The 25290-nt window shown below is 61.7% G+C and carries 26 protein-coding genes; 24 read left to right on the top strand and 2 right to left on the bottom strand.

Annotation, left to right across the window (positions count from 1 at the left end; all coding sequences use genetic code 11):
• Positions 1–78: 78 nt before the first annotated feature.
• The 10 genes from HX898_RS22975 (at position 79) to HX898_RS22930 (ending at position 9733) form a co-directional block, all read left to right on the top strand.
• Positions 79–963 (top strand): LysR family transcriptional regulator, encoded by an 885-nt coding sequence (locus HX898_RS22975; RefSeq protein ID WP_180195834.1) that lies wholly within the window; start codon positions 79–81, stop codon positions 961–963.
• Between the two features lie 160 nt (positions 964–1123).
• Complete coding sequence (locus HX898_RS22970) at positions 1124–1390, top strand: acylphosphatase (RefSeq protein WP_180195957.1); 267 nt, start codon at positions 1124–1126, stop codon at positions 1388–1390.
• A 155-nt stretch (positions 1391–1545) separates the two neighbouring features.
• Positions 1546–2199, top strand: a complete 654-nt coding sequence (locus HX898_RS22965; protein WP_171600090.1) for a Rieske (2Fe-2S) protein — start codon at positions 1546–1548, stop codon at positions 2197–2199.
• Positions 2196–3041: an aromatic ring-hydroxylating dioxygenase subunit alpha gene (locus HX898_RS22960; protein ID WP_171600089.1), complete on the top strand. Its 846-nt coding sequence runs from the start codon at positions 2196–2198 to the stop codon at positions 3039–3041. The genes HX898_RS22965 and HX898_RS22960 overlap by 4 nt, the downstream gene beginning before the upstream one ends.
• Entirely contained in the window at positions 3038–3697 is a 660-nt protein-coding gene (locus HX898_RS22955) for a glutathione S-transferase family protein (RefSeq protein WP_018486147.1), read from the top strand. Before HX898_RS22960 ends, HX898_RS22955 begins: the two co-directional genes overlap by 4 nt.
• A 1-nt stretch (position 3698) precedes the next feature.
• Entirely contained in the window at positions 3699–5078 is a 1380-nt protein-coding gene (locus HX898_RS22950; protein WP_180195833.1) for an amidohydrolase, read from the top strand.
• A 25-nt stretch (positions 5079–5103) separates the two neighbouring features.
• Positions 5104–6201: a BMP family ABC transporter substrate-binding protein gene (locus tag HX898_RS22945; protein ID WP_017958144.1), complete on the top strand. Its 1098-nt coding sequence runs from the start codon at positions 5104–5106 to the stop codon at positions 6199–6201.
• A gap of 3 nt (positions 6202–6204) precedes the next feature.
• On the top strand, positions 6205–7728 hold the full coding sequence (locus HX898_RS22940) for an ABC transporter ATP-binding protein (RefSeq protein ID WP_180195832.1): 1524 nt from the start codon (positions 6205–6207) through the stop codon (positions 7726–7728).
• On the top strand, positions 7725–8825 hold the full coding sequence (locus HX898_RS22935) for an ABC transporter permease (RefSeq protein WP_180195831.1): 1101 nt from the start codon (positions 7725–7727) through the stop codon (positions 8823–8825). The genes HX898_RS22940 and HX898_RS22935 overlap by 4 nt, the downstream gene beginning before the upstream one ends.
• Positions 8822–9733 (top strand): ABC transporter permease, encoded by a 912-nt coding sequence (locus tag HX898_RS22930; protein ID WP_180195830.1) that lies wholly within the window; start codon positions 8822–8824, stop codon positions 9731–9733. Before HX898_RS22935 ends, HX898_RS22930 begins: the two co-directional genes overlap by 4 nt.
• A 36-nt stretch (positions 9734–9769) precedes the next feature.
• Here HX898_RS22930 and HX898_RS22925 read toward each other — a convergent pair whose 3' ends face one another.
• The gene (locus HX898_RS22925) at positions 9770–10303 is read right to left on the bottom strand and encodes an NUDIX hydrolase (protein WP_180195829.1); all 534 of its coding nucleotides are present in this window, start codon (positions 10301–10303) and stop codon (positions 9770–9772) included.
• A gap of 96 nt (positions 10304–10399) precedes the next feature.
• Between HX898_RS22925 and HX898_RS22920 the strand changes: the two genes are divergently transcribed.
• The 5 genes from HX898_RS22920 to HX898_RS22900 all read left to right on the top strand — a co-directional run bounded on the left by HX898_RS22920 (position 10400) and on the right by HX898_RS22900 (position 15577).
• On the top strand, positions 10400–11044 hold the full coding sequence (locus HX898_RS22920; RefSeq protein WP_017958149.1) for a DUF47 domain-containing protein: 645 nt from the start codon (positions 10400–10402) through the stop codon (positions 11042–11044).
• Positions 11044–12048, top strand: a complete 1005-nt coding sequence (locus HX898_RS22915; protein ID WP_180195828.1) for an inorganic phosphate transporter — start codon at positions 11044–11046, stop codon at positions 12046–12048. Before HX898_RS22920 ends, HX898_RS22915 begins: the two co-directional genes overlap by 1 nt.
• Before the next feature lie 456 nt (positions 12049–12504).
• Positions 12505–13818 (top strand): CmpA/NrtA family ABC transporter substrate-binding protein, encoded by a 1314-nt coding sequence (locus HX898_RS22910; protein WP_138390097.1) that lies wholly within the window; start codon positions 12505–12507, stop codon positions 13816–13818.
• 56 nt (positions 13819–13874) lie between these two features.
• Entirely contained in the window at positions 13875–14768 is an 894-nt protein-coding gene (gene ntrB, locus HX898_RS22905) for a nitrate ABC transporter permease (protein WP_003555561.1), read from the top strand.
• 11 nt (positions 14769–14779) lie between these two features.
• Positions 14780–15577, top strand: a complete 798-nt coding sequence (locus HX898_RS22900) for an ABC transporter ATP-binding protein (protein ID WP_180195827.1) — start codon at positions 14780–14782, stop codon at positions 15575–15577.
• A gap of 83 nt (positions 15578–15660) precedes the next feature.
• Here HX898_RS22900 and HX898_RS22895 read toward each other — a convergent pair whose 3' ends face one another.
• Entirely contained in the window at positions 15661–16335 is a 675-nt protein-coding gene (locus tag HX898_RS22895; protein ID WP_138390098.1) for a GntR family transcriptional regulator, read from the bottom strand.
• Positions 16336–16675: 340 nt separating this feature from the next.
• Here HX898_RS22895 and HX898_RS22890 point away from each other — a divergent pair, with 340 nt between their 5' ends.
• Genes HX898_RS22890 through HX898_RS22850 form a run of 9 tightly spaced genes read left to right on the top strand, consistent with a single transcriptional unit; the run spans position 16676 to position 25240 of the window.
• A complete protein-coding gene (locus HX898_RS22890; protein WP_130795157.1) occupies positions 16676–17803 on the top strand; it encodes a BMP family ABC transporter substrate-binding protein in 1128 nt (375 codons plus the stop codon).
• A gap of 20 nt (positions 17804–17823) precedes the next feature.
• On the top strand, positions 17824–18951 hold the full coding sequence (locus tag HX898_RS22885; RefSeq protein ID WP_171600085.1) for an ABC transporter permease: 1128 nt from the start codon (positions 17824–17826) through the stop codon (positions 18949–18951).
• Complete coding sequence (locus HX898_RS22880; RefSeq protein ID WP_180195826.1) at positions 18951–19877, top strand: ABC transporter permease; 927 nt, start codon at positions 18951–18953, stop codon at positions 19875–19877. Before HX898_RS22885 ends, HX898_RS22880 begins: the two co-directional genes overlap by 1 nt.
• A 12-nt stretch (positions 19878–19889) precedes the next feature.
• On the top strand, positions 19890–20906 hold the full coding sequence (locus HX898_RS22875; RefSeq protein ID WP_180195825.1) for a formamidase: 1017 nt from the start codon (positions 19890–19892) through the stop codon (positions 20904–20906).
• An 11-nt stretch (positions 20907–20917) separates the two neighbouring features.
• Complete coding sequence (locus tag HX898_RS22870) at positions 20918–21619, top strand: isochorismatase family cysteine hydrolase (protein ID WP_171600097.1); 702 nt, start codon at positions 20918–20920, stop codon at positions 21617–21619.
• Positions 21619–22674, top strand: a complete 1056-nt coding sequence (gene atzD, locus HX898_RS22865; protein WP_180195824.1) for a cyanuric acid amidohydrolase — start codon at positions 21619–21621, stop codon at positions 22672–22674. Before HX898_RS22870 ends, atzD begins: the two co-directional genes overlap by 1 nt.
• Before the next feature lies 1 nt (position 22675).
• Positions 22676–24226, top strand: coding sequence for an ABC transporter ATP-binding protein (locus tag HX898_RS22860; RefSeq protein WP_180195823.1), 1551 nt, complete (start codon positions 22676–22678; stop codon positions 24224–24226).
• A complete protein-coding gene (locus tag HX898_RS22855) occupies positions 24226–24894 on the top strand; it encodes a cysteine hydrolase (protein WP_138390105.1) in 669 nt (222 codons plus the stop codon). Before HX898_RS22860 ends, HX898_RS22855 begins: the two co-directional genes overlap by 1 nt.
• Complete coding sequence (locus tag HX898_RS22850; RefSeq protein WP_138334656.1) at positions 24887–25240, top strand: cupin domain-containing protein; 354 nt, start codon at positions 24887–24889, stop codon at positions 25238–25240. The genes HX898_RS22855 and HX898_RS22850 overlap by 8 nt, the downstream gene beginning before the upstream one ends.
• Positions 25241–25290: the final 50 nt, after the last annotated feature.

Below are 25290 nucleotides of genomic sequence, written 5' to 3'. Positions count from 1 at the left end.
GCACTTCTATTGGGTGATAAATATTGTTAAATGTGACAGAATGTATGTCAAAAACTTACAATCAAATGGAAGAAGGTTATGGAGGCTGTCAACCTCAATCGGCTGGCCTATTTCGCAGCCGTCGTCGATACCGGCTCGTTCACCAAAGCTGCCGAGCGCCTCGCGATCACGAAGACGGTCGTCAGCCAGCAGGTTGCGCGGCTGGAAGCTGAGTTGAAAACAAGCTTGCTTCTCCGAACAACACGACGCGTCGAGCCGACTGAGGCCGGCAAGCTTCTCTACGCGCGCTGCGTCTTGATTTTCCGCGAAGCCGAGGACGCGGTCGGTGAAATCACCCGCTCAAATGCCGAGCCGACAGGCATGCTACGCATTGCTGCGCCCAATGATTATGGTGCGAGCACAATCGCCCCGATTGCTGCATCCTTTATCCGGAAGTACCCCGCTTGCAGGGTCGAGCTTCTGCTTGCCGATACGAAGATGGATCTGCTCGCCAATCAGATTGATCTGTCGGTCCGCGTTGGATGGCTCGATGACTCCAGTCACCAAGCGAGACGGATCGGCTCGTTCCGGCAGTTTCTTGTGGCGTCTCCCAGCTTCTCCGCCACGCTCAGTTTGAACAGCCCAGAGGATGCGGCGGGTCAGCCGTTTATCGCCAACCTGGCCCTCAAGGAGCCGGTGACCTGGAGGTTTATCCAGGGCGATTTCGATCGGCGCACCGTGCGGATGCAACAGAGCCTCATGAGCAATTCGACGCCTGCTGTTCTCGCGGCCACGCTTGCGGGGGCGGGCATATCCGTGCTGCCGGATTTTCTGGCTGAAGAGCATATAGACGCTGGCCGACTGATAAGATTGTTGCCGGACTGGACCCTGCCTGCCGGAGGAATTTATGTCGTCTATCCGGCAGCTCGGTTTCGTCCGCCCAAGGTCACGGCTTTTGTCGCAATGCTGACTGGTAGTTGCTAGCGTGGCTCAGACTGCGCCAACGCGCAGGTATACGGTGGCAGGAATTGGTATGTTGCCGCAGGGATTTGCAAAGGAAATTCCGACGCCATATTCTCTCTTTGACGACGACCCCTTCCCCAAGTTCCTTCAGGCGCTGTGGTGTAGGAAAGCAAGGGCGAGCATGGGACAAGAGACAAGCCACCTTCTGGAGCGGATGACGATTGTCGGTGAACTGGAGGCTGCCTCCTTCGTTCCCTGGATCCGGCGCCACGCTGCCAAGCTTGGGCTCTCGCACACCATATCTCATACGAGTTCCATGCGGATCGAACTTGAGGTTGCTGGGCCGGAGGAGCTGATCGACATGATGGAGATGGGATGCTCTCTCGGGCCTATCGACGTGTGGGTCGAGAGGATAGATCGAACGACGATCAGCGGCGAAAGGACCTAGTCCGGGCTGTGGCGTATTTCACCCGTGCATATTATTTACTCAATGTTGCCAATGCGAAATAATTATGCAAACCTGATAAGGTTGCGGCGGAATTGCCTCGGCGCCGACGTGGGACTTGATCGGCAAGCATTTGGTTTTGTTTGGGAATTCTAGTCATGCCTTCCGATACGACGGGCTTTTGGACGCCAGTCGCCCTCTCCCGGGATTTGCCGGCCGGAACCGTCATGCCGGTGCGGACGGCAGCCGGATCGATTGCCCTGTGGCGCAGCGCTTCGGGGCGCATATCGGCATCGGCGGATCGCTGTCCGCATCGCGGCATGCGCCTGTCTCACGGCTTCGTGCGCGGCGAGGCGCTCTCCTGCATCTATCACGGGTGGAGCTATGGCCAGGCCGGAAACTGTCTGCGCATCCCCGCCCATCCGGGGCTGACACCACCGGAAACCATCCGCGTCGCCACCCATGATGTCGAGGAAGCGGACAGCGTGATCTGGGTGGCCGTGGGCACGCCCGCATCGAAGCCGCCGGGGCTCGAGGGCCTCATTCCCCTGCGCTCGCTGACGGCGTTCGCCGGCATCGCCGCGATCGAGGCGGCGGCCGGCGGCAAGGCGAGCCCTGATGGTCTTGTCGAGTTCGATGCATCCACCGGGACCATCTGTCTGCTATTATCCGCCCAAGAAGACGGACAGACGCTGATCCATGTGCTGCTGAAGGGTGACACCGGCCTTGCTGCGGGCATCGGCGCTTCACGGGCCGCCGAAAGCCTGCGCCGCCGGGCTGAGGGTCTTCAGAAAAAGGAGATCGCGCAATGACCATGCAGGCGATGATCGATGAATGGTATCCGGTCGGGCTTTTCAGCCAGCTCGACAGCGCCAGCCGCAAGACGGCGCTGATGGGCGAGCCGATCGACGTGGCGCGCGATGCCGATGGCAATGCGAGGGTGACGGGCGGCGATGGCCGCGTTCTGCCGGTGCGTGTGCGGTACGGTCATGTCTGGTCCTCCCTCGGCCAGCCGAAGAAGGACCTTTTCCCCATTCCCGAGGCAGATCAGCCCGGTCGCCGCTTCGTCGATGTCGGCGTGGTGCGGGTGCGCTGCTCGCCGCTGCGCGCCGTCGAGAACTTCCTCGATATCGCCCATTTCCCCTTCGTCCACACCGATATTCTCGGCGCGGAGCCGCATACAGAGGTCCAGAACTACAAGGTCGAGATCCGCGAGGAGGAAGACGAGGTCTGGGCAACGCAGGTGAAATTCTACCAGCCGCAGGCCGCCAAGTCGGCAAGCGGCGGGATCACGACGGAATACATGTACCGCGTGCCGGCGCCCACCTGCTCCGTGCTTTACAAGACCTGCCCGCCGCGCCCGAGCGAATGGGACGTGATCACGCTTTTCGTGCAGCCGTTGGCTGAGGACCTCTGCGACGTCTGGCCATGGATGGCGCTCTTCGACGACGAAACCGCGATGACCGACCTCATTCATTTCCAGCAGACGATCTTTCTGCAGGACCGTTCGATCCTCGAAAACCAGATCCCGCGGCTGCTGCCGCTCGACCCCGGCATGGAAATTCCGACGCGGGCCGATCTGACATCGATCGCTTACCGGCGCTGGCTGAAGCGCCACAACTATACCTACGGCGCACAGCTGGTGGCGCAATGAAGCTCTACGACTACATTCTCTCGCCCAGTTGCTACAAGGTGCGCCTGATGGCGGCGCTGACCGGCGTGAAGCTTGACCTGCGCCCGGTGGATTTCCATCCCGGCGCCGAGCATCGCGGCCCCGAGCTGCTTGCGCTCAACCCGGCAGGCTCCATTCCGATCCTGGAAGATGGGGATCTGATCCTGACGGAATCGTCGGCGATCCTCGTCTATCTCGCCGCCAAGGCAGCACCCGAATGGCTCGGCAGTGGTAAGGCCGAGGAAGCGGCGCGGGTGCAGCAATGGCTGTCGTTCTCCGGCCGGCTGACGGCAAGCCTCGGGGCAGCGCGACTCCATGAAATGCTGTTGCGGCCGGGCGATATCGGCGCGCTGCAGGCCCAGGGCATCGCCGCGCTTCGCGAGCTTGAAGCTGGGCTTGTCGAGCAGGGCCTTCGCGGCATGCGCTTCCTCGCCGCCGACCGGCCGACAATTGCCGACATCGCCTGCTTTCCCTATGTGGCACTGGCTCCCGATGGCGGCGTTACGCTGGATGCTTATCCCGCGATCCGGCTCTGGTCGCGGGCGCTGCGCGCCCTCGACAAATTTATCGAAATGCCTGGTATCCACCGGCTGCACGAGTTGAAGCCCGAACCTCATATCGAACCGGGCGAGGCGTGACATGGCTGGCTATCTCCTGAAGAACTGCGCAGCCGTGATTGTCGACGAGGGCAAGGGACCGGCCGTCCATCGCAATGTCGATCTCCTGACCAACGGTCCGGCGATCCTGGCGATCGGCGAAAATCTGGCGGCGGACGCACTGCCTGCCGGCACGACCGTTCAGGATGCTGCGGGCTGGTTTGTCTATCCGGGTCTCGTCAACACCCACCATCACTTCTTCCAGTGCTTCGTGCGCAACCGCGCCGATCTCGACTGGACGAAGCTCTCGGTGATCGAGTGGCTGGACCGCATCTACCCGATCTTTTCGCAGCTCAACGAGGAATGCTTTTACCACTCCTCCGTCACGGCGATGGCCGAGATGGTCAAGCACGGCTGCACCACAGCCTTGGATCATCAGTACAATTTCCCCCGGCACGCCGGAAAGCGGTTGATCGACCGCCAGTTCGAAGCCGCCGAACTGCTCGGCATGCGCTTCCATGCCGGCCGCGGCGGCAATACCCTGCCGAAGTCGGAAGGCTCGACCATTCCCGACGAGATGCTGGAAACGACCGACGAATTCATCGCCGACTGCGCCCGGTTGATCGACACCTACCACGATACCAGCCCCTTCAGCATGCGCCAGGTCGTGGTCGCCCCCTGTCAGCCGGTCAATTGCTACCGCGAGACTTTCCTGGAATCGGTGTCACTGGCGCGCGAACGCGGTGTCATGATGCATACCCATGTCGGCGAAGGCGAGAGCCCGGTCATTCAGGCGCGCCACGGCATGCGCACGGTCGACTATCTGGAAGAACTCGGCTTTGCCGGGCCTGATACCTTCTATGCCCATTGCTGGGAGCTCAACCACGACGAGCTCAGGAAGATGGCGGCCAGCGGCACCGGCGTCGCGCATTGCCCGGAACCCGTCTATCTGGTCGGCGCTGAGGTCACCGACATTCCGGCCATGGCCGCCTTCGGCCTGCGTGTCGGCCTCGGCTGCGACGGCGCTGCCTCCAACGACAATTCCAACCTGATGCACTGCCTGCACTCCGCCTACATGCTGCAATGCCTCGTCTCATCCAGCCGTGCCCATCCCGTGCCGCCGCCGGTCGATTTTCTCGGCTACGGCACGACCGGGGGTGCCAGCCTGCTCGGCCGGCGCGATATCGGCCGGCTTGCGCCCGGCATGGCCGCCGACCTGTTTGCGATCGACACTCGGCGCATGGATTATGTCGGCACGCGCCACGATCCGCTGAGCCTGATTGCCCGCGTCGGCATCGGCATGGCGACTGACATGACCATGATCAATGGCCGCATCGTCTGGCAGAAGGGCGAATTTCCCGGGCTCGACGAGGCCAAGCTGGCTGCCGATGCCGAGGCCGCACTATCCACCGTGGAATTTTAAAAAACCAAAAGAGGGAACTGAGAACATGACCAAACTGACCCGCAGAAATCTTATGACGGCCGCTGCCGCCACCGGCCTCGCCGGCGCGCTCGGCAGCCGGCTTGCTTTTGCCGCCGACGAGCCACTCGGCATCACGCTGGTAATCCCCTCGCCTGTCGGCGACGTTGGCTGGGGGCACGCACTTGCCGCCGGCCTCGAGCCGATCAAGGCCGCTTACGGCGACAAGGTGAAGGTCACCGTGCTCGAGAATATCGCGGAAGGCCCGGACGCCGACCGCATCATGAACAAGACCGTCGCCGACGGAAACAAGTTCCTGGTTGCCGGCTCTTTCGGTTATCAGAACGGTGCCTTGCAGATCGCCCGCCGAGATCCAAGCGTCACGGTTCTGCACGCCTCCGGCTTCCAGGTCGCTCCGAACTTCTCGCCCTTCGCCGCCAAGTATTTCCAGGGCACCTATCTGCTCGGCATGGCTGCGGCAGCACTTTCCAAGACCGGCAAACTCGGCTCTGTCTCCGCCTTTGCCATCCCCGAGCTCATTACCTCGATCAACGCCTTTACGCTCGGCGCCCAGGCCGTCAAACCCGATATCGAGGTCTCGGTGGTCTGGGTGAACTCATGGTTCGATCCGGCCAAGGAGCAGGAAGCCGCCAAGGCTCTGATCGCGCAGAAGTGCGACGTGATCTTCTCCAACGCCCAGGACACGCCGTCTGTCATCTCGGCCTGTGAGGAAGCCGGCGTCTACGCCTTCAACCTCAACTCTTCGATGAAGAAATATGCGCCGAAGACCTATCTCGGCTGCATCGCGACGGACTGGTCGCCGTTCTTCAAGGCTTCGGTCGATGCCCATCTCGCCGGCACGTTCAAGGGCGCCAATGCGTTCCTCGGCGTTGCCGACAAGGTCGTCGAAGTGGTCGACTGGAATCCTGATATTCCGGCGGACGTGATGACCAAGATCAAGGAGATCGAGGTAAAGATCGCCGACGGCAGCTTCTCGCCCTTCACCGGACCGATCGCCAAGGCCGACGGCAGCGAAGCTGTCGCATCGGGCGCGACCATGGCCGACCCCGAGATCATCGCCATGAACTGGCACGTCAAGGGCGTGTCCACGCCGCTGCCGAAATAAGTCATGACTACCCCGCTCCTGTCGCTGCGCGGCATTTCGAAGAGCTACGGCCAGATCCATGCCAATCAGGCCATCGATCTGGACGTGGCGCCGCAATCGATTCATGCGATCCTCGGGGAAAACGGGGCGGGAAAATCGACGCTGATGAAACTGATCTACGGCGTCGAGCAACCTGACGACGGAGAGGTCATCTGGGAAGGAAACCCTTTGCGCCTCGCCTCCCCCGCCGAGGCGAGGCGCAACGGCATCGGCATGGTGTTCCAGCATTTCTCGCTGTTCGAGACCCTGACCGTCCTGGAGAATATTCGACTGGTCGTGCCGGGCCGCAAGGCTGAGCTCAAGGACCGCATTCGGACGCTTGGACGGGAATTCGGCCTCGAAGTCGACCCGCTTGCCCATGTGCATGCGCTGTCCGTCGGCGAGCGGCAACGGGTGGAGATCATCCGAAGCCTGATGACCAATCCGAAACTGCTGATCCTCGACGAGCCCACCTCCGTCCTGCCGCCGCAACTGGTGGAGAGGCTCTTCGACACGCTGCGTCGGCTGCGCGACGGCGGTGTTTCCATCCTGTTGATCTCCCACAAGCTCGAAGAAATCCGGGCGAACTGCGATCGGGCGACGATCCTGCGCGGCGGACGCGTGACCGGGGATGTCGACCCGCGTGAACATGATGCCCATGACCTTGCCCGCATGATGATCGGCCATGACATGCCGGCGCCGATGGCGGCGCTGCCACTGTCTGGTGGCGAAAAGCGGCTGGAGATCATCGGTTTGGACTATCAGCCCGACGATCCCTTCGCGGTGCCGCTCTCCGGCATCAGCCTCGAGGTTCGTGCCGGTGAAATCCTCGGGATCGCCGGTATTTCGGGCAACGGCCAAAGCGAGCTTGCCGCGTTGATTTCAGGCGAGACGGTGCTGGGGCGCGACCAGCGCGACCGGATCTACATGATGGGGATGGATGTCGGCAGGCTCGATGCCGCCGCACGACGGACGCTCGGATTTGCCTTCGTTCCGGAAGACCGGCTCGGACGTGGCGCCGTGCCCGAAATGTCGCTCGTCCTCAACAGCCTGCTGACGGCCCATCCGCTCAAGCTTTTGCGGCACGGTCTCGTCGACAGGGCGCGGGCGCTGGCGTTCACCGATGATTGCATCCGTCAGTATGATGTGCGCACACTCGGCCCGGATGCGGAAGCCGGCACCCTGTCGGGCGGCAATCTGCAGAAGTTCATCGTTGGCCGCGAAATCATGCTGTCTCCGAAATTGCTTTTCCTGGCGCAGCCGACCTGGGGCGTCGATATCGGCGCCGCGTCCGCCATCCGCAGCCGTCTGGTCGCATTGCGCAATCAGGGCATGGCGATCCTCGTCATTTCCGAGGAGCTGGAAGAGCTGTTCGAGCTCTGCGATTCCATCCAGGTGCTGCACCACGGCCGGCTCAGCCCGTCGCTCGCAACGCGGGACACGAAGCCCGAGGAGATCGGCCGATACATGATCGGGGCACAAGCCTCGCCCGAGAAAGTCCATATATGAGCGCTTGGTCCCTTGCTTTCGTTCCCACCCTGGTCCGCCGGGAGCGCGCTTCGCTTGCCGCGGCCCTGTGCGCACCTGTCATAGCGCTCGGGGGAGCGATCGCACTTAATCTCGGCCTCTATGTTTTGATGGGCCGCGACCCTGTCGCGGTCGTCTATGCGATGCTTTTCGAGCCCTTCCTTTCCTGGGCGTCATTTTCGGAAGTGCTTTTGAAGGCAGGTCCGCTCCTGCTCATCGCCCAAGGACTGGCGATCGGCTTTCGCGCCAAGGTCTTCAACATCGGCGCCGAAGGCCAGTTCATTCTTGGCGCGATCTTCGCCTCTGCCATTCCGGTCTGGTTTCCCCAGGCAACAGGCCAATGGATCTGGCCGGCGATGCTGTTGCTCGGCGCCATCGGCGGCGCTCTCTGGGCTTCTCTCACCGCCTTCTGGCGCGTACGCCTCAATGCCAACGAGATCCTCGTTTCTTTGATGCTGAGCCTCGTTGCGGCGCAGCTGCTGAACTATCTGCTGCTCGGCCCCTGGAAAGATCCGAATGGCTTCAACTTCCCCCAGTCGGTGATGTTTCAGTACGATGCGATGGTGCCGACCCTGATCGCCGGTACCCGCGTCAATGTCTCATTCCTCATCACGCTCGCTTTGTCGGTTGCGGCCTGGGTCTTCATGCAGAGGAGCTTCATCGGTTACAAGCTGCAGGTCGGCGGTCTGGCGCCGCGGGCTGCCGGCTATGCCGGCTTCAAGGAAGGTTGGGCGATCTGGCTTTCGCTGCTGATCGGCGGTTTTGCGGCCGGTCTTGCCGGTGCCGCCGAAGTCGCCGGTCCGCTCGGCCAGCTGCAGCGTTCGGTCGCGAGCGGTTATGGCTATGCGGCCATCATCGTCGCCTATCTCGGCGGCCTGCATCCGATCGGCATCGTGGTCTCGGCGCTGGTCATGGCGGTCATCTATATCGGTGGCGACAATGCCATGGTCTCGGCCAACCTGCCGATCGCTGCCGTCCGTGTCTTCCAGGGCAGCCTGCTGCTCGCCTACCTGATCGCCGTCGCCTTCGTGCGCTATCGCCTTGAACGGCGCCGCGCCGCTCACCGGAGCCCATCATGAACGCCATCGAGTTCATTCTTGCCGGCATGCTCGCGGCTGCGACCCCGTTTCTTCTGGCAGCCCTCGGCGAAATGGTGGCCGAGCGCGCCGGCGTCCTCAACCTCGGGGTCGAGGGATTGATGGCCTTCGGTGCCGTGCTCGCCTTCATTATCGTCTACCAGGGCGGCGGACATCTCCTGGGATTCGTCGTCGCCGGGCTCGGCAGCGCTGTCCTTTCACTGCTCTTTGCCTTCGTCACCCTTGGATTCCGGGCAAACCAGGTGGCGGCGGGCCTTGCCATCGGCATTCTCGGCCAGGGCCTTTCCGCGCTTTTCGGCAAGACCTATGAAAGCCTCACGGTCAGGGGACTTCCGAAGCTCGCCCTTCCCGGGTTTTCGGAATTGCCGGTTATCGGTGGCCTTTTCGTCCAGGACATCGTCGTGTGGATTTCACTCGCCGCGACGCTGGCTTTGTGGGCGATATTTGCCTACAGCAAGCTTGGTCTTATCGTCCGCGCCGTCGGCGAGAACCCGAAGGCCGCTCACGCCATCGGCTATTCGGTGATATCAGTCCGCGTCCTCGCCATCGCCTTCGGCGGTGCGATGGCTGGTTTCGCCGGCGCCTATGCGTCGGTGGTCTATACACCGCTCTGGGCCGACGGGATGATCGCCGGGCGCGGCTGGATCGCGATTGCCCTCGTCGTCTTCGGGACTTGGCTCACCGGCCGCATCTTTCTCGGCGCCTGCCTTTTCGGTGCGGTCTCGCTGATGGGGCTTGCTGCCCAGGCAACCGGACTGGACGTTCCCTCGCAGCTGCTCTCGAGCCTGCCGTATCTCGTCACGATCATCGTGCTCGGCATCATCTCCGCCGACCGCCGCCTGCTGAAACTGAATGGCGTTGCTTCGCTCGGCGAACCATTCGAGCGATAAAAGACGCGCGGCGCTGCAACGTGCCGGCGAAGAAGGTCAGCCGCGATCAGGCTTTTTTCGGCCGTGCGCTTCAAATTGGACGAGCAGCGACTTGAGTTCGATCTCGCGAACGCGGCGTGCCGCTTCATCCGGGCTGACCCATTCGAGAATACGCTGACCCCGCTCCTTGAAATCGCCGCTGATGTCCGTGACTTCAATCTGAAACATGTCGACGATACAGGGCGCCACATCGCCATTGTCGAGTTCTTTCAGATAGGTATAGCGGCCGACCGGTTTCTTCTTCACTACCCCGCGCACGCCTGCCTCCTCCCAGGCCTCGATTGCTGCTGCTTCGAAAGGCTTTTTCCCTTTCATCGGCCACCCTTTCGGGATGACCCAGCGCCCGCTCTCGCGCGATGTGATCACCAGGATTTCGACCTCGGATCCGGCATTGCCGTGGCGGAAGCAAAGTGCGCCGTATTGTTGACGGAATGCACCGGCGAACAGCGTTTCAGGAACAGCAGCGAGCTGCCGTAGCAGTGGCTGGGATTTGTCCGGTCGAGGCTTCCTGCTTTTTTTGCTCGGTGTCATAACGAATGAATTGCCGAATTTGCTTGTTGCTTCAATTGCCTGGGCGTGTTTATGACAGATTTATGACAATCGGCCGCACGAGGAAGGTTCCCAGGCATGATGAGCATTTTTCGCAAGCTGATGCCACGGGAAGACAGATTCTTTGAGATGTTTTCCAAGCACTCGAAGACTGTCGTTGCCGCCGCGCATGCCCTCGATCAACTCCTGAAGGGCAATGACGTTGAGAAAAACTGCGAACGCATCGTCACATTGGAAAACGAGGCCGACGATGTCACGCGTGAGGTTCTTCTTGCCGTTCGACGAAGCTTCATCACGCCCTTCGACCGGGGTGACATCAAGGACCTTATTCAGTCGATGGATGATGCGATCGACATGATGCACAAGGCAGTCAAGACGATCCGTTTGTTCGAACAATCGAGCTTCGATCCGCTCATGCAGCAGATGGGCAGCGAAATCGTCAAGGCGGCAAACCTTGTCGCGGAAGCGATACCTCTCCTCGACAGATTGGGAGCCAATGCGCAGCGTCTCACGGCCATCGCGGAGGAAGTCACCCGAGTGGAGGGACGTTCCGATGAGCTCTACGACCAGGGTTTGAAGGATCTGTTCTTGCGTCATGGCGCCAGCGGCAATGCGATGGCCTACATGATCGGAAGCGAAATCTACGGAGAACTGGAGAAAGTCGTCGACCGCTTCGAGGATGTCGCCAATGAAATCAGCGGCATTCTCATCGAGAACGTCTGATGGATGCCTCCCTCGCTCTGCCGCTGCTGGTCGGCCTGGTCGTTATCGCCCTGTTCTTCGACTTTCTCAATGGTCTGCATGACGCGGCCAATTCGATCGCCACGATCGTCTCGACCCGCGTCCTGCGGCCACAATATGCCGTCGCCTGGGCGGCGTTCTTCAATTTCATCGCATTCCTGTTCTTCGGCCTGCATGTCGCCGAAACACTGGGGACCGGCATCATCGATCCTGCGATCGTTTCGCCACAAGTGATCTTCGCAGCACTCATGGGCGCGATCATCTGGAATATCATCACCTGGATTTTCGGGATTCCGTCGAGCTCGTCGCATGCGCTTGTCGGTGGGCTGGTGGGGGCTGGTCTCGCAAAGGTGGGCTTCAACTCGATCGTCTGGAACGGCCTTCTAAAAACCGTCGGTGCTATTTTCGTATCGCCAGCCATCGGCTTTCTGCTTGCCCTGGTGCTGGTGCTCGCAGTCTCCTGGCTATTCGTCCGGCAAACACCGTTTGCGGTGGATCGCACATTTCGCATCATGCAGTTCGTATCCGCTTCGCTCTACTCGCTGGGCCACGGCGGAAACGATGCGCAGAAGACGATGGGCATCATCGCGGTGCTCCTGTTCAGCCAGGGATATCTTGGCCCGACATTCTACGTGCCTTTCTGGGTGGTCATTACCTGCCAGTCGGCAATGGCTCTCGGTACGCTCTTTGGCGGATGGCGGATCGTTCATACCATGGGGTCGAAGATCACCCGGCTCAACCCCATGCAAGGTTTCTGCGCGGAGACCGGCGGAGCGTTGACACTCTTCGGAGCGACCTGGCTCGGTATTCCCGTTTCGACGACGCATACCATCACCGGAGCTATCATCGGAGTGGGCGCGGCTCGTCGTGTCTCAGCTGTGCGCTGGGGATTGGCCGGCAACATCGTGATCGCCTGGATCATCACGATGCCGGCGGCTGCAGCAATATCCGCGGCGTTCTACGGCCTCGTATCTTTGCTGCAATGAAGATGGCGAGGCAATCGCCACTTGCCCTTCCCGCCTGAGCTTTGCCGCCGGCAAATGCCGACGAATAATGCGGGCAGAATCCGCTCTGCGGTGCGTCATCGCGACTTCCATATTGCGTGCACTGCACAAATAGAGCGCTCCCATGGCTGCGATTACGTTAGCAAGCGCACAAAGTAGAAGCAGAAAATAACAAAGCCTAAGAAATAGGCATTCGTCAATTCTTCGCATTTCTCCTTTTGCTTCATGCCGTTACCATCTCCTTTCGAAATTGGCACGCTGATTGCAGGTTCAGATGCGCATCGGTCAACGGCGACCGGCGCGGATAGGCGCGGCATAAGCGCCTACATTAGACACCGACGTCGCAAGGTCTTTGCTCCGGGATACTCCCATCCCCTGGACGCAATTTCCGGCGGCGTTTTTTTGTGTCCAGATTCAGCCAGCAGAGGGAACCTGCGCATGACAAAGAATTTGCAGACTGGGATTTCGACAAGCGGCATTACCCGCCGCAGCATGCTTAAGACGACCGCAGCGGCTGCCCTCATCGGCGCCGTCAAGGCTGCCTTTCCGTCCGGCGCCTTCGCAGCCGGAGCAGGCCCTGAGGTGAAAGGTGTCAAGCTCGGCTTTATCGCTCTCACCGATTCCGCACCGTTGATCATCGCCAAGGAAAAGGGCTTTTTCGACAAGCATGGCCTTCCGGAAACGGATGTGGCCAAACAGGCATCCTGGGGTGCGACCCGCGACAATCTCGTGCTGGGCGGCGCAGCAAACGGCATCGACGGTGCGCATATCCTGTCGCCGCTCCCCTATCTCATGCATACCGGCAAGGTGACGCAGAACAATAAGCCGGTGCCGATGGCTATCCTCGCCCGGCTCAACCTCGACAGCCAGGGTATTTCCGTCGCCAAGGAATATGCCGACACCGGCGTGCAACTGGATTCCTCCAAGCTGAAGGCGGCATTCGAGAAAAAGAAGGCGGAGGGCAAGGAGATCAAGGCCGCCATGACCTTCCCGGGCGGTACCCATGACCTCTGGATCCGCTACTGGCTCGCCGCCGGCGGCATCGATCCGAACAAGGACGTTTCGACCATCGTCGTGCCGCCGCCGCAGATGGTTGCCAACATGAAGGTCGGCAACATGGACGTCTTCTGTGTGGGCGAACCGTGGAACGAGCAGCTCGTCAACCAGGGCATCGGCTTTACCGCAGCCACCACCGGCGAGCTCTGGAAGGGTCATCCTGAAAAGGCGCTCGGACTGCGCGCCGACTGGATCGAACAGAATCCCAACGCTGCCAAGGCCCTGCTGATGGCCGTCATGGAGGCTCAGCAGTGGTGCGAAAGCATGGACAACAAGGCGGAGATGGCTGACATTCTCGGCAAGCGCCAATGGTTCAACGTTCCGACGAAGGACGTGCTCGGCCGCCTCAAGGGCGACATCAATTATGGCAACGGCCGCGATGTCAAAGCCACCGACCTCTATATGAAGTTCTGGAAAGACGGCGCCTCCTATCCGTTCAAGAGCCACGATACCTGGTTCATGACGGAAAACATCCGCTGGGGAAATCTGCCGGCGAGCACCGACGTCAAGGCGCTGGTCAACCAGGTGAACCGCGAAGACATCTGGCGCGAGGCCGCCAAGGATCTCGGCGTCGCGGCGGCCGATATTCCCGCATCGTCTTCTCGCGGCAAGGAGACTTTCTTCGACGGCAAGGTCTTCGACCCCGAAAATCCCTCCGCCTATCTCGACAGCCTTTCGATCAAGGCTGTCTCCTGATCCGCTCCGGCGCGCAACGGGCGCGCCGGCCTTTCATTCACGTGAGGAGCGCGTTGATGTCCGCCCTGGCAAATAAAGAAAATCCCTCCACGGCCGCCTCTGCCAAGCTGGCGGCAAAGGTTCTGCCATTTTCCGGCAAGCACGGATCGCGGATCGATTTTCGTCGAGCGGCACTGACCGCCCTTCGTAACGTCGTTCCGCCAGTCGTCGTGCTGGCTCTCATCCTGCTCGTCTGGCAGGTGCTCTGTTCGTCGGCGGATGCGTCTTTGCCCTCGCCGCATCGGGTCTGGCAGGATAGCTATGACCTGATCGCCTATCCGTTTTTCAACTACGGCTCCCAGGATATCGGGCTCGGCTGGCGCGTGCTCATTTCGCTGCAGCGCGTTCTCTATGGCTTTGGGCTTGCCGCGGTCACAGGCGTCATCATCGGTGCGATCATCGGCCAGTCGGTCTGGGCGATGCGTGGCCTCGATCCGATCTTCCAGGTGCTGCGCACGGTTCCGCCGCTCGCCTGGCTGCCGCTTTCGCTCGCAGCCTTCCAGGATTCCAACCCCTCGGCGATCTTCGTGATCTTCATCACGTCGATCTGGCCGGTGATCATCAACACCGCCGTCGGCGTGCGTAATATCCCGCAGGACTACCGCAATGTCGCCGAGGTGCTGCGCCTCAACCAGTTCGAGTTTTTCTGGAAGATCATGCTGCCTTCGGCAGCGCCTTACATCTTCACAGGCCTCAGGATCGGCGTCGGCCTCTCCTGGCTCGCCATCGTCGCGGCAGAAATGCTGACGGGCGGCGTCGGCATCGGCTTCTTCATCTGGGACGCATGGAACTCGTCGCGCCTTCCGGACATCATCGTCGCGCTCGCCTATATCGGCATCGTCGGCTTCGCCCTCGACAAGCTGGTGGCAGCACTCGGCAAACTCATCACCCGCGGCGCCATGGCCAACTGAGGAACGCACCTATGAACGCCTATCTGAAGCTCGACCATATCGACAAACATTTCGATCGGGGCGGCGTGCGCGCCGAGGTCCTGAAGGACATCAACCTGACGATTTCCGCGGGCGAATTCGTCTCGATCATCGGCCATTCGGGCTGCGGCAAGTCCACCCTGCTCAACCTCATCGCCGGCCTGACCCCGGTTTCGGCAGGCGCCGTGCTGCTTGAAAACCGTGAGGTCAACGGACCGGGGCCGGAGCGCGCCGTCGTCTTCCAGAACCACTCGCTGCTGCCCTGGCTGACGGTCTACGAGAACGTCAATCTCGCCGTCTCCAAACTCTTCAGCCGAACGAAGACCAAGGCCGAGCGGCATGAGTGGGTGATGGCCAACCTCGACCTCGTGCAGATGGCGCATGCAAGGGATAAGCGGCCTTCGGAAATTTCAGGCGGCATGAAACAGCGCGTCGGCATCGCCCGCGCGCTTGCAATGGAGCCGAAGATCCTTCTGCTCGACGAGCCGTTCGGGGCTCTCGATGCGCTGACCCGCGCGCATCTTCAGGACGCGGTGACGGAAATCCACGCTCGCCTCGGCAACACGATGGTGATGATCACCCATGATGTCGATGAGGCGGTGCTGCTGTCCGATCGCATCGTCATGATGACCAACGGCCCGGCGGCCCGCATCGGCGAAGTGCTCGATGTGACCATGCCCCGTCCCCGCAATCGCATCGAACTCGCCTCCGACCGGACATATCTCAAATGCCGTGAAGCCGTGCTGAAGTTCCTCTACGAACGACACCGCTTCATCGAAGCCGCGGAGTAGAGATCGGGACATAACCTCGGCGTTTGCCGGCCGTGGTTTTTTCGCCTTCGTAGCGGCGCCTGATTTCGGGCGTCGCGCCCCTTTTACTCCCCGGGCGTTGCAAAGACCGCGCTGGCATCGCTGACAATTTCCACATGGGAATATGCCGCCTGCCCCGCGGCGGCTGCGTCCGCGCGCATGATCGCAGTGACGATCCGGCCGTGCTCCTCATAGGATTTTGCCAGACGCCCGGGCAGGCGGAACTGCGCCCGCCGAAAAGGCGCGAGCCGCGCCCGTGTCTGGGTCACCATCTCGAAGACATGATCATTATGCGCGCCGTGATAAAGCCGGGTGTGAAATTCGGTATTGTGAGCCGAATATTCTTCTTCCGCGCCGGCATGCACGAGCCTCACCGATCCCCGATGTTCCAACTCCAGCGCGCGCCGTTCATCGACCGTCATACGCTCGGCCGAGAGCCTGGCGCAGATCGCTTCGAGTTCCGCCATCGCCTCGAACATCGAATGCAGATAGGCTTCGGTGACATTGGTCACGATGGCACTGCGGTTCGGCTCGCGCGCAATCAATCCCATGGCGCCCAGCTCACGCAGAGCCTCGCGCACCGGCGTGCGCGAAACGTCGAAACGAACCGCGAGCGACACCTCGTCCAGCTTCGCGCCCGGCAGGATTTCACCCGTGACGATCATGTCGGCAATCGCCCGCACCATCTGTTCGACGGTGGTTCCGGTACGGATCACTTCTCTGCGCCTGGTCTGCTTCACGATACGAATCTGCTCACCTCAATGCTCTGCATACAGATGACGTTCGAGACTCGATAAGTCAAATCTGGCGGCGAAGATATTGTTAAATTTTCGCTTTCTGATGCACGAGATACCTCGGGTAACTCAACTTTGTGCCAACCACGCAGTCATAATGAACAAGAAATATCTATTGATTACTTTTTGCGCAAGAATTCGATCAATCTGTATGCACTTTGCAATGCGCAAATCTTACTGGAAAGGATAAACTATAAAAAACAACAGATTAATTTCTGGCACGTGCATTGCATGCACTTTTCTGTACCCGTTCACAACCGGCCCAGCGCCGCAAGGAGCATTTCCGATGACCAAACTCCTTTCCATGAACCGCCGCAATTTTCTCCAGGCTTCCGCTGCCGGTGCGCTTGCCGGCGCCATGCCGGGCCTGATCGCCTCCTCCGCCGCAGCCCAAACCGCGCTGACCGTCGGCTTCATCTATGTCGGCCCCAAGGACGACTACGGCTACAACCAGGCGCATGCCGAAGGTGCGGCCGTCATCAAGGCGATGCCTGGTGTGACGCTGGTCGAAGAAGAGAACGTGCCGGAGACCGTCGACGTCCAGAAGACGATGGAATCCATGATCAACCTGGATGGCGCGACCCTGCTCTTTCCGACCTCCTTCGGCTACTTCGACCCACACATGCTGGCAGTGGCCGCCAAACATCCCGATATCCAGTTCCGCCACTGTGGCGGCCTCTGGCAGGAAGGCAAGAACCCGGCCAATACGGGCTCCTACTTCGGCTATATCTTCCAGGGCCAGTATCTGAACGGCATTGCCGCCGGCCATGCGACGAAGAGCAAGAAGATCGGCTTCGTTGCCGCCAAGCCGATCCCGCAGGTTCTGCAGAATATCAACGCCTTCCTGCTTGGCGCGCGCACAGTCGATCCTGGTATCACCTGCCAGGTGATTTTCACCGGCGAATGGTCGCTCGCCGTCAAGGAGGCCGAAGCCACCAATGCGCTGGTCGACCAGGGCGCCGACGTCATCACCTGCCACGTCGACAGCCCCAAAGTGGTCGTCGAGACGGCTGCCGGCCGCGGCGCCTTCGTCTGCGGCTATCACGCCAACCAGAGCCCGCTTGCTCCCGAAAAATATCTCACCGGCGCCGAATGGGCCTGGGGCAACGTCTACAGCGACTTTGTCAAGAAGGCGCAGGCCGGCGAAAAGCTCGGCAATTTCGTGCGTGGCGGCCTGAAGGACGGCTTCGTGAAGATGAGCGCGCTTGGCCCCGGTGTTTCCGCTGAGGGCCGCAAGGCCTTCGAAGCCACGCAGGCCGACATGATGAAGGGCGGCTTCTCGGTCTTCAAGGGACCGTTGAAGGACAACAAGGGCGACACCGTCGTGGCTGCCGACAAGAGCTACGCCGAAGACGCGATCGAGCTCGAAAGCATGAATTATCTGGTCGAGGGCGTCGTCGGGTCCACGGCCTAAACCGCGAAGGGAGAAGCGCCATGACCATCGAGGCCAATAATCCCGCAATAGCCATCGTGGAAAAACCGGCTTCCCTGCGCCCGGTCCTCGAATGGATCGCGCGGCGGGCCGAGCCTGTTGTCATCGGCCTCGCGGCCATCCTGATCGGTCTTGCGCTCTTCTCCCTCTTCATCCTGGCGGTCGGCAAGTCGCCGGCCACCCTCTTCCAACTGATGTACACCGGCGGCTTCGGCAGCTGGTTTTCGGTGCAGAACAGCTTAAGTCGTGCCGCACCCCTTCTCCTGACGGCACTCTGCGTCGCCCTGCCCGCCCGTCTCGGCCTCGTCATCATCGGCGGGGAAGGAGCGGTCGTGCTGGGCGGCGTTGCCGCCGCAGCCATGGCTCTGCCGCTCGCCGGCACCGCGCCCGTCTTCCTCACCCTCATTCTGATGGCGATCGCCGCCATGGTGGTCGGTGGCATCTGGATCGGCCTTGCCGGTTTCCTGCGCCACTATCGCGGCGTCAACGAAACCATCTCGTCGCTGCTGCTCTCCTATATCGCCATTGCCCTGATGAACCAGTTCGTCGAAGGGCTGCTGCGCGATCCGGCAAGCCTCAACAAGCCGTCGACCAGACCGCTGCCGGCGGAATATATGCTCGGCAATATTCCCGGCATGGACGTGCATTGGGGCCTGGTCATCGGCATCCTCGCCTGTGTGGTCTCCTGGATCGTGATCGAGGCCACGAGCTACGGTTTTGCCGCCCGCATCGCCGGCGGCAACGTGCGCGCCGCCCAGATCCAGGGACTGCCGGTCGGAAAGCTGATCGTCGGATTTACCGCGCTTGCCGGCAGTTTTGCCGGCCTGGCGGGCATGATCGAAGTGGCGGCGGTGCAGGGAAGCGCCAATGCCTCGCTTGCCGCCGGCTATGGTTATACCGGCATCCTCGTCGCCTTCCTCGCCAGACACAATCCGCTGGCGATCATTCCAGTGGCGATCCTGCTCGGCGGCATCGACGCCTCGGGCGGCCTCATCCAGCGGCGCATGGGCCTGCCGGATGCGACGGTTCTGGTGCTGCAGGGCACGCTCTTCATCGTCATTCTGTTCTGCGAGACCTTCTATGGCCGCTTCAAGATCTTCAATCCCGACCTCTGGAAAAGGAGCCTCTGATGGAAGAGACAGGCATCGGCATCTGGGGCGTGCCGCTGGCGATCTTCGCAGGCGCCATCCGCGTTTCCACCCCCTTCATCTTCGTCAGCCTTGGCGAGGCGATCACCGAACGCTCCGGCCGCATCAATCTCGGCCTGGAAGGCACGCTGGTCTTCGGCGCCATGACGGCCTATGCGGTGGCCGTCATCACTGGCTCGCCCACCCTCGGCGTGCTGGCCGCAATGGTGGCGGGCGCGATCTTCGGCCTCATCCACGGCTGGATCTGCAAGTTCCCGAAGGTCAACGACATCGCCATCGGCATTGCCATGATGCAGTTCGGTCTCGGCATGGCGTTCTTCCTCGGCAAATCCTTCATCCAGCCGGTGGCGCCGAAACTGCCCTCGATCGCGCTCGGCGGCTGGTCGAGCACTCCGCAGATCCAGGCGGCGCTCAATATCAACGTGCTGTTCTTCATCGGCGCGGCACTTGCCCTCTTCCTGTTCTGGGCCTTCAAGAATACCAGGATCGGCCTGATCCTGCGCGTTGTCGGCGATAGCACCGACGCGGCCCGGGCCATGGGCATCCACCCGGACCGGGTTCGCTTGCTGGCGACGGCAGTGGGCGGCTCGCTGGCGGCAATCGGCGGCGCCTATCTCTCGCTCTATTATCCGGGCTCCTGGAACGAAGGCATCTCGTCGGGTCAGGGCCTGATGGCCGTGGCCCTCGTCATCTTCGCCCGATGGAACCCGATCGGCTGTTTCCTGGCCGCCCTGCTTTTCGGCGGTGCCGGCGCGCTCGGCCCGGCGCTGCAATCGGTCGGCGTCACACAAGGCTACTACCTTTTTTACGCCGCGCCTTACGTGCTCACCCTCATCATCCTGATTGCCACCTCCTCGCCCACCCGTTCGCTCGCCGGTGCGCCGGGTGCGCTGTCGCTCACGAAATAACGGAGCTTTCCGATGAACGGACTTGGTGGTCTCAACAAATCCGAACACGGCGTCGGCATCGGCCTCGTTCAGCTCCAGCTGCCGGTGACCGTCACCAAAGCGGACTTGGCAAAGCAGACGCAGGTGATCGTCGATCTGGTGGCCAAGGCACGGCGCAACCAGCCGGGCATGGACCTCGTCATCTTTCCCGAATACGCGCTGCATGGCCTCTCCATGGACATCAATCCGGAGATCATGTGCACGCTCGACGGGCCGGAGGTCGCTGCGTTCAAGCAGGCCTGCAGCGACAACCGGATCTGGGGCTGCTTCTCGATCATGGAGCTCAATCCCGGCGGCATGCCCTATAATTCCGGCATCGTCATCGACGACCAGGGCGAGCTGAAGCTCTATTATCGCAAGATGCATCCCTGGATCCCCGTCGAGCCCTGGGAGCCCGGCAATCTTGGCATCACTGTCATCGAGGGCCCGCGGGGCGCCAAGCTTGCGCTGATCATCTGCCATGACGGCATGTTCCCGGAGATGGCGCGCGAATGCGCCTATAAGGGCGCCGAAATCATGATCCGCACCGCCGGCTACACGGCGCCGATCCGCGATGCCTGGCGCTTCACCAATCAGGCCAACGCCTTCTGCAACCTGATGGTTACCGCGAATGTCTGCATGTGCGGCTCGGACGGCACCTTCGATTCCATGGGTGAAGGCATGATCTGCAATTTCGACGGCACGATCATCGCCCACGGCACCTCCGGCCGCGTCAACGAGATCATCACCGCCGAGGTGCGTCCCGATCTGGTGCGCGAGGCCCGGCTCGGCTGGGGGGTGGAGAACAATATCTACCAGTTCGGCCATCGCGGCTATGTCGCCGTCGCCGGCGGCGCCCAGGATGCGCCCTACACCTACATGCACGACCTTGTCGCCGGCAAATACCGCCTGCCATGGGAAGACGAGGTAAAGGTCAAAGACGGCACGTCCTGCGGATTTGACAAGCCGATGCGCCGTTACGGCGAACCCCTCAAACCTGCCGCGGAATAGGAGAGAGAATGATGGACGCGATGGTCGACACCAAGGGGCATTTTATCGACGCCGATCCGTATCCGTGGCCCTATAACGGCGCTCTGCGGCCTGATAACACCGCCCTCATCATCATCGACATGCAGACCGACTTCTGCGGCAAGGGCGGCTATGTCGACCACATGGGCTACGACCTGTCGCTGGTGCAGGCGCCGATCGAACCGATCAAACGTGTGCTGGCCGCCATGCGGGCCAAGGGCTACCACATCATCCACACCCGCGAGGGCCACCGCCCCGACCTCGCCGATCTGCCGGCCAACAAACGCTGGCGCTCGCAGCGCATCGGCGCCGGCATCGGCGATCCCGGCCCCTGCGGCCGTATCCTGACGCGTGGCGAACCCGGCTGGGACATCATACCCGAACTCTACCCGATCGAAGGCGAGACGATCATCGACAAGCCCGGAAAGGGTTCGTTCTGCGCCACCGATCTCGAACTCATCCTCAGCCAGAAGCGCATCGAGAACATTATCCTCACCGGAATCACCACCGATGTCTGCGTCTCGACGACGATGCGCGAGGCGAACGACCGCGGCTACGAATGCCTGCTTCTGGAGGACTGCTGTGGTGCGACCGACTACGGAAATCACCTCGCCGCCATCAAGATGGTGAAGATGCAGGGCGGCGTCTTCGGCTCGGTCTCCAATTCCGCGGCTCTAGTCGAGGCGCTGCCCTGATGCCGTCATTGCGTGCCCATGTCTTTCGCGTGCCAGCCGACGGCCCCGATGACGTTGCCGGCGTCGAGGCGCTCTTTGCCAGCGGCCTTCAGGCGAACGACGTCGTCGCCGTTCTCGGCAAGACGGAAGGCAACGGCTGCGTCAATGATTTTACCCGCGGTTATGCCACCCGCAGCTTCGAGACATTGTTCAGTAGATATGGCGTCGACGGCGTCTCGATCATCATGTCCGGCGGCACCGAGGGGGCGCTCTCGCCGCATTGGACGGTTTTTGCGCGTGAAACCGTAGAAACCCCGGGCGAACGGGCGCTGGCCATTGGTGTGTCGCGTACCCCCGCGCTGCCCCCCGAACATCTCGGGCGCCGGGAGCAGATCCTGCTCGTTGCCGAAGGCGTGAAGTCCGCGATGAGGGATGCTGGCATCGATGATCCCGCCGATGTCCATTTCGTGCAGATCAAGTGTCCGCTGCTCACCTCGCGCCGGATTGCCGAGGCCGAGGCAGCAGGCAGGACGGTCGCAACCCACGACACGCTGAAATCCATGGGCCTCTCGCGCGGCGCTTCGGCTCTCGGCGTCGCCGTGGCACTCGGCGAGATAGATGCGACATCGATCGGCGATGCCGACATCTGCACACGTTTCGATCTCTTTTCTCGCTGCGCCTCAACCTCATCCGGGGTCGAACTCACCGATCACGAAATCATCGTCCTCGGCATGAGCGCAAAATGGTCCGGTCCGCTGTCGATCGACCACGCGGTCATGCGGGATGCGATCGACGCGCATTCCGTCAGTAAAGCCCGCGAACGCCTGCCGGAAAACAGCCGGCTGGCGGCGGTTCTCGCCAAGGCCGAGCCGGACCCGTCCGGCAGGATCGGCGGCAGGCGCCACACGATGCTCGATGACTCGGATATTGCAGGCACCCGCCATGCCCGTGCCTTCGTCGGCGGCGTTCTCGCCGGCATCTTCGGCATTACCGATCTCTATGTGTCCGGCGGCGCCGAACACCAGGGTCCGCCCGGCGGCGGTCCCGTCGCCATCATCGTCGAAAAGGAGCAATGAAGTGAGCACAGTCCGCGACACGCCCCTTCCGCAAGCCGGCAAGGCCGTCGGCATCGAGACGCTCGATATGACCATGCGCTTCGGCTCGTTCACCGCGCTCGACAACGTTTCGATCGCCGTTCCGGCCGGCTCTTTTCACGCGCTTCTCGGCGAAAACGGCGCCGGCAAGTCGACACTCGTCAAATGCATCATGGGCTTCTATCACGCAACGTCAGGCTCGTTGTCGGTCGACGGCCGCGAGGTGGCGGTCGCCTCACCCAAGGATGCCGCGGCCTATGGGCTCGGCATGGTCTACCAGCATTTCACACTGGTTCCCTCGCTCACCGGTGCTGAGAACCTGGTCATCAGCCGGACCGAAGTACCCGCGGTGATTAACTGGGCCAGGGAACGCAAGGATCTGGCGGGTTTCATGGAGCGCATGCCGTTCAAGATCCCGCTCGACAGACCGGTGAGCGAGCTTGCGGCCGGCGAAAAACAGAAACTCGAAATCGTCAAGCAGCTCTATCTCGGCCGCTCCTTCCTCGTGCTCGACGAGCCGACCTCGGTGCTGACGCCGGCCGAAGCCGATGAGATGCTCGGCATCGTCCGCGGGATGACCGAGCGCGGCGAGCTCACCGTGCTGATGATCTCCCACAAGTTCCACGAGGTGACGAAGTTCGCTGATGCCGTCTCGATCCTGCGGCGCGGCAAGCTGGTCGGCACCGGCAAGGTCGGCGAGCTCTCCACCGCCGAGATGGCGGCGATGATGATCGGCGACGTCAAGCTCGCCGAGCTCGACAGCCGTCTGCCGGTGGCGGAAGCGGCCAAATCCGTGCTCACTGTAACCCAGGTGAAAGCTCCGGATCGCTCCGGCCTGAAGACGATCGAGATCGACGCGCTGACGGTCCGCTCCGGCGAGATCGTCGGCATCGCCGGCATATCGGGCAACGGCCAGAAGGAGCTGACGGAAATCCTGGCCGGCCAGCGCCCGACCGATAGCGGCGAGGTCATGGTCAATGGCGAGACTTACGGCGCCACCCGTGACGAGACCCGTAAGAACAGGGTGCGTTTCATCCCCGAAGAGCCGTTGCAGAATGCCTGCGCGCCCAAGATGACCGTGAGCGAGAACCTTGCGTTCCGCACCTTCGACTTGAAGCTGGACGGCAAGGACGCGATCTGGCTGAACAAGGGCAGCATGAAGAAGCGTGCGTCGGCACTGATCTCCGACTTCAAGGTCAAGACGGCCTCTTCCTCCTCGCCGATCGCAGCACTTTCGGGCGGCAACGTGCAGCGGGCGGTGCTCGCCCGCGAACTGACGGGCGAGGTAGATCTGCTGATCGTCTCGAATCCTTGTTTCGGCCTCGATTTCTCGGCCGTTGCCGAAATCCGCGCCCGGATCATGAAGGCCCGCAATTTAGGTGCCGCCGTGCTGCTGCTCTCCGAAGACCTCGACGAACTGCTCGAGATGTCCGACCGCATCATGGTCATTTCGGAAGGCAAGCTGGTTTACGAGACACCGGCGCGCTCGGCCGATATCGGCGTGATCGGCGCCCACATGGCGGGACATCACTGATGATGGAGATCAAGGCAGAGCCTTTCGCCTTTCCGGTGAAGCACGATGAGCTCGCCCTCATCGTCATCGACATGCAGCGCGATTTCGCCGAGCCCGGCGGTTTCGGCGCCAGCCTCGGCAACGATGTCAGCCGCATCACCAGGATCGTGCCCGATGTCAAACGCCTCATCCAGGGCTTCCGCAATGCCGGCCTGCCTGTGATCCATACGATGGAGTGCCACCGCCCTGATCTCTCCGACCTGCCGCCGGCCAAACGCGACCGGGGCAATCCGTCGCTCAGGATCGGCGACCAAGGCCCGATGGGCCGCATCCTGATCTCGGGCGAACCCGGCACGGCAATTCTTCCGGAACTTGCTCCTGTGAAGGGCGAAGTCGTCATCGAAAAGCCCGGCAAGGGCGCCTTCTACGCGACCGACCTCGGCACCGTGTTGCAGCAGAAGGGCATCAAGCAGCTCGTCTTTGCCGGTGTCACCACCGAAGTCTGCGTGCAGACGACGATGCGCGAAGCAAACGACCGCGGCTATGAATGCCTGCTCGCCGAGGAGGCGACGGAAAGTTATTTCCCCGAATTCAAAGCCGCCGCCATCGCCATGATCCGCGCCCAGGGCGCGATCGTCGGCTGGACCGCCCATGTCGACGACATTCTGGAAAGCATCGCTCATGCCTGAAACGACCCGCGAACGCCTGACATCAGGCGGCTGGAAGGAGCTGGAATTCGGCCCTTTCCGCGATGCTGTCACCATTCACTGGATCCGCCCTTTTGAGGCCGATCAGCCGGGCGTGGCGCTGTTGAAATATGAGCCCGGCGCCTCTGTTCCCCGCCATCGCCACGAGGGGCTCGAAACCATCCTGGTGCTCGATGGCGTTCAATCCGACGAGACGGGCGATTACATCAGCGGCAGTTATATCGTCAACGCGCCGGGCAGCGAACACTCGGTCTGGAGCGAGACCGGCTGTATCGTGCTCATCCAGTGGGACCGGCCCGTGAAAATACTCGAAGAGGAAACTGCCTGAACCCGGCACCCGCCTTGGAGATCGGCCCGACGATCCGGAAGGACATGAGC

Source organism: Rhizobium sp. WYCCWR 11128, assembly GCF_013416305.1.
Lineage (GTDB): Bacteria > Pseudomonadota > Alphaproteobacteria > Rhizobiales > Rhizobiaceae > Rhizobium > Rhizobium indicum.
The sequence above is the reverse complement of the archived record's forward strand: the minus strand, read 5'-3'. Positions and strand labels throughout refer to the sequence as shown.

What these genes read in the sequence shown, in the direction of transcription:
- HX898_RS22910 (WP_138390097.1), top strand. Translation starts at nt 12,505, where the DNA reads ATGACAAAGAATTTGCAGACTGGGATTTCGACAAGCGGCATTACCCGC.
- ntrB (WP_003555561.1), top strand. Translation starts at nt 13,875, where the DNA reads ATGTCCGCCCTGGCAAATAAAGAAAATCCCTCCACGGCCGCCTCTGCC.
- HX898_RS22915 (WP_180195828.1), top strand. Translation starts at nt 11,044, where the DNA reads ATGGATGCCTCCCTCGCTCTGCCGCTGCTGGTCGGCCTGGTCGTTATC.
- HX898_RS22965 (WP_171600090.1), top strand. Translation starts at nt 1,546, where the DNA reads ATGCCTTCCGATACGACGGGCTTTTGGACGCCAGTCGCCCTCTCCCGG.
- HX898_RS22880 (WP_180195826.1), top strand. Translation starts at nt 18,951, where the DNA reads ATGGAAGAGACAGGCATCGGCATCTGGGGCGTGCCGCTGGCGATCTTC.
- HX898_RS22875 (WP_180195825.1), top strand. Translation starts at nt 19,890, where the DNA reads ATGAACGGACTTGGTGGTCTCAACAAATCCGAACACGGCGTCGGCATC.
- atzD (WP_180195824.1), top strand. Translation starts at nt 21,619, where the DNA reads ATGCCGTCATTGCGTGCCCATGTCTTTCGCGTGCCAGCCGACGGCCCC.
- HX898_RS22900 (WP_180195827.1), top strand. Translation starts at nt 14,780, where the DNA reads ATGAACGCCTATCTGAAGCTCGACCATATCGACAAACATTTCGATCGG.
- HX898_RS22955 (WP_018486147.1), top strand. Translation starts at nt 3,038, where the DNA reads ATGAAGCTCTACGACTACATTCTCTCGCCCAGTTGCTACAAGGTGCGC.
- HX898_RS22940 (WP_180195832.1), top strand. Translation starts at nt 6,205, where the DNA reads ATGACTACCCCGCTCCTGTCGCTGCGCGGCATTTCGAAGAGCTACGGC.
- HX898_RS22920 (WP_017958149.1), top strand. Translation starts at nt 10,400, where the DNA reads ATGATGAGCATTTTTCGCAAGCTGATGCCACGGGAAGACAGATTCTTT.
- HX898_RS22855 (WP_138390105.1), top strand. Translation starts at nt 24,226, where the DNA reads ATGATGGAGATCAAGGCAGAGCCTTTCGCCTTTCCGGTGAAGCACGAT.
- HX898_RS22850 (WP_138334656.1), top strand. Translation starts at nt 24,887, where the DNA reads ATGCCTGAAACGACCCGCGAACGCCTGACATCAGGCGGCTGGAAGGAG.
- HX898_RS22890 (WP_130795157.1), top strand. Translation starts at nt 16,676, where the DNA reads ATGACCAAACTCCTTTCCATGAACCGCCGCAATTTTCTCCAGGCTTCC.
- HX898_RS22975 (WP_180195834.1), top strand. Translation starts at nt 79, where the DNA reads ATGGAGGCTGTCAACCTCAATCGGCTGGCCTATTTCGCAGCCGTCGTC.
- HX898_RS22950 (WP_180195833.1), top strand. Translation starts at nt 3,699, where the DNA reads ATGGCTGGCTATCTCCTGAAGAACTGCGCAGCCGTGATTGTCGACGAG.
- HX898_RS22935 (WP_180195831.1), top strand. Translation starts at nt 7,725, where the DNA reads ATGAGCGCTTGGTCCCTTGCTTTCGTTCCCACCCTGGTCCGCCGGGAG.
- HX898_RS22945 (WP_017958144.1), top strand. Translation starts at nt 5,104, where the DNA reads ATGACCAAACTGACCCGCAGAAATCTTATGACGGCCGCTGCCGCCACC.
- HX898_RS22930 (WP_180195830.1), top strand. Translation starts at nt 8,822, where the DNA reads ATGAACGCCATCGAGTTCATTCTTGCCGGCATGCTCGCGGCTGCGACC.
- HX898_RS22960 (WP_171600089.1), top strand. Translation starts at nt 2,196, where the DNA reads ATGACCATGCAGGCGATGATCGATGAATGGTATCCGGTCGGGCTTTTC.
- HX898_RS22970 (WP_180195957.1), top strand. Translation starts at nt 1,124, where the DNA reads ATGGGACAAGAGACAAGCCACCTTCTGGAGCGGATGACGATTGTCGGT.
- HX898_RS22925 (WP_180195829.1), bottom strand. Translation starts at nt 10,303, where the DNA reads ATGACACCGAGCAAAAAAAGCAGGAAGCCTCGACCGGACAAATCCCAG.
- HX898_RS22885 (WP_171600085.1), top strand. Translation starts at nt 17,824, where the DNA reads ATGACCATCGAGGCCAATAATCCCGCAATAGCCATCGTGGAAAAACCG.
- HX898_RS22870 (WP_171600097.1), top strand. Translation starts at nt 20,918, where the DNA reads ATGGACGCGATGGTCGACACCAAGGGGCATTTTATCGACGCCGATCCG.